General features: G+C 55.8%; 4 protein-coding genes. 2 read left to right on the forward strand and 2 right to left on the reverse strand.

Annotated elements, in window-relative coordinates:
* Positions 1-188: RT0821/Lpp0805 family surface protein (locus tag K5905_RS30595; protein ID WP_297591498.1), on the forward strand; the 188-nt coding region annotated here is incomplete at its 5' end.
* A 202-nt stretch (positions 189-390) separates the two neighbouring features.
* Positions 391-1386 (forward strand): J domain-containing protein, encoded by a 996-nt coding sequence (locus K5905_RS30600; RefSeq protein ID WP_297591499.1) that lies wholly within the window; start codon positions 391-393, stop codon positions 1384-1386.
* A gap of 84 nt (positions 1387-1470) precedes the next feature.
* Here the strand turns inward: K5905_RS30600 and K5905_RS30605 are convergent, their stop codons facing one another.
* Positions 1471-2364, reverse strand: coding sequence for a DMT family transporter (locus K5905_RS30605; protein WP_297591500.1), 894 nt, complete (start codon positions 2362-2364; stop codon positions 1471-1473).
* Positions 2365-2619: 255 nt separating this feature from the next.
* The coding region (locus K5905_RS30610) for an SRPBCC domain-containing protein (protein ID WP_297591501.1) at positions 2620-3089 on the reverse strand (470 nt) is incomplete at its 5' end.

A 3089-nucleotide genomic window follows, 5' to 3' on the forward strand; every position in this document is an offset into this window, starting at 1 on the left:
TCAATGCGTCCAGCGGGAATTCGGGTACGCTGACGAACATCGATACGGCAGCCCTTTCCGACACAGGCTGCATCTCGTTTCAGACCACGGCGAATACGATAGCCGGGATCAAGCTTTATTCCGGAACTGCTTGTCGGGATATCACACAAAAGTTCGCGGTCACCACGTTGATCGTTGCCGACGCTTGATCGTCCTGAAAAACCCACATACAAACAAACTGGCTACTGGATCGGGCGGGCGTCTGGATTTTCTTCCTGTTCATCCCGATATAGTAGACAAGTCCGGTCAAGTTTTACCTCTGACAAACGCGCGCTTCGGAGCAGGGCATGTATCCGGAGCGTTTATGCGTGAGGAAGCGGGCCGGAAAATCTTAGAAACCTGGTGATACGAATGCGTGATCCCTATAGCGTTCTCGGTGTGGCGAAATCCGCCAGCGAGGGCGACATAAAAAAGGCCTTTCGAAAACTGGCCAAGAAATACCACCCGGATCAGAACAAGGACGATCCGGGGGCACAACAGCGTTTTGCCGAAGTGAACCAGGCCTACGAAATCATTGGCGACAAGGACAAGCGCGCCCAATTCGACCGCGGCGAGATCGATGCGGAAGGCAAGCAGCGCTTTCAGTCCCAGGGGTTTGAAGGCTTTTCAGGATTTGAAGATTTTGGTGCAGGAGGCGGAAGCGGTGGTGCACGCGGCTTTCGGGCAACTGGCGGCAGCGGTGGCGGCGGTGGTTTTGACGATATCCTGAACGATATTTTCGGCGGATTGGGCGGCCGCGGCCGTGGAAGATCCGGTGCCGGAGCCGGTTCAGGCTTTGGCGGCGGAGCACGCGCGAAGGCGCCTCCCAAGATCAAAGGCAAGAATGCCGAGATCGTCGCTCGTGTATCGCTGGAAGACATCGTGAATTCCGGCAAGACACAAGTAACGCTGCCAAACGGCAAAACCGTCAACGCCACGTTGCCGAAAGGTGTCGAGGACGGCGAAAAGATCCGCCTGAAAGGCCAAGGACATCCGGGCGAAAATGGCGGTCAGGCAGGTGACGCCATGGTCGAAGTCCGGATCAGGCCGCACAAATTGTTCGAAGTCAAAGGCTCGGATCTGCATCTGGACTTGCCGCTGACGCTTTACGAAGCCGTGCTTGGTGCCAAAGTGCGCACGCCGACGCTGTCGGGTGCAGTCAACCTGACGATCCCTGAAAATGCCTCCAGCGGAAAGACAATGCGCCTCAAAGGCAAAGGCCTGCCAACGAAAACCGGCGGCCATGGCGACCTTCTCGTCAAACTCCAGATCGTCATGCCACCGCATAGCGACGAAGAGCTGGAAACGCTGATGAAAGCCTGGAAGGAAATCACACCCTACCGCGCTCGCGGACCAGAGTTTGATTGACGTTCAGGTCTTTAGAACTGCAAGCCAATTGTGTGCCGTCCGGTGGGCGGCACATTTTTGCTCGAACGCCCAATTTCGTGCTTATCACACCCACACAATCGCCGCCGCCCCGGCCACGGCAATCGCTGCCCCTACGACCGACGGCACACTGGGCTTTTTGCCGTCAGCGAACCATAGGATGGGAAGAACGAAAAGCGGTGAAAGCGAGCCTAGGATAGTGGCAAGTGCAGCCTCGATGTTCGCGTAGGCATACAAGAGCAATGACGAGGAAACGATGTAGCCGATGACGCCCGGTAATATTGTCCGGAACAGCAGATAGGGCGTCACTTCGGTTTTCTGCAATTGGCTCTGTTTGCGCCACAAGCCGAAAAGCAGGATCAGCCCCGCGGCTCCGAGCAGGCGAATAGCGGCGATTGCAAGCGGTTCGGCCCCGTTGGTCAAGGCAGGTTTGACCGCGACAAATCCGAGCCCCTGAAATCCGGCCGCCAGCACACCGAGGACCAGCACCCGAGCAATCCGTTTATCACGTTGCCTGTGTGTCTGCTCTGTTCCACCGCCGAACTGAATTGCCAGGATGAGCCCTGCCAATATGAGTGTGCCGCCTATCAGGTCGGCCGCCCCCAGTGTTTCTCCGATCCATAGAAAGGCGACAACGGCAACGATCGGTGCCTTGAGACACAAGAGCAATTCCGTCAAGCGAGGTCCGCCCAATCGCAAGCATTCGATCATCGTCAGATTGCCGAGAACAACACCGATGACGGTGCTGACGACAAAAGATGGCCAATAGAGCCAGTCTATGCTGTGCCAGAGCCCGAAAACTGTGCACGCCGCAGCCATGAGCAACGAACATGCGATCAGCTGAATACGGGTGAACTCAAAGGCCCCAAGCGCCTTGGCCGGCATTTGCGCCAATACAATTCCGGTTGCCCAGCCAAAGGAAGCCGTCAATGCGGCCAGAAACGGAAAAACCGCGAGCATTTGCACACCTTCATGCTATCTTTTTCATAGCATTAAGTCGCTACGAAAATAATAGCAATCGGTTTTATCCGTCTTTCGTTTTCCGGTCTGGGTCATCCTTTGCCATCAGACAAAGAAATGAGGAAGGCAAAGTTTCAGCCCCGGCGCCTGTGACAAGTACCAACGGCCTATGGGGCTCCTGGTTTTCGTTTACCTTGGACCGACATCTGAAGCGTAAGCTGCAGACGGGGTTTCCGCCTGCAGCGTCGAACTCTGTCAGCGCTGCAAATCTGCCAGCAGCTCTTCCAGCATTTCCATACCTTTGCCCCAACCCTTGTCCAGGCCACTGATAGCACCGGCGAAGCAGGCGATTTCTGCGTCGTTTGCTTCATGAGGTGTCCAGATCAGGCGCACATCGGTGTGGTCACCGTCCTGCGTGAACGTAACTGTCGTCAGCAACACACGCGGCCAATCCGGCATCATCGGGTTAGACGTAATTTCCCAGGCATCATCTGTAACGGAGTGCAACCAGACAAGTTTTTCCGGCTCGACAACTTCTGTGTATTCAGCCCGTTGAAAATGGCAGCCACCGCCGGCTTTCATTTCGTTGAGCCACAGACCGCCCGGGCGGACATCCAGTTTATGGATGACCGTTTCCACGCCTGGACCATACCAGTGCGCCAGCAATTTCGGTTCTGTCCAGGTTCTCCAAACAAGCTCCCTCGGTGCATTAAATCGTCTTTCAA

This window comes from Roseibium sp., from assembly GCF_025698965.1.
Lineage (GTDB): Bacteria > Pseudomonadota > Alphaproteobacteria > Rhizobiales > Stappiaceae > Roseibium.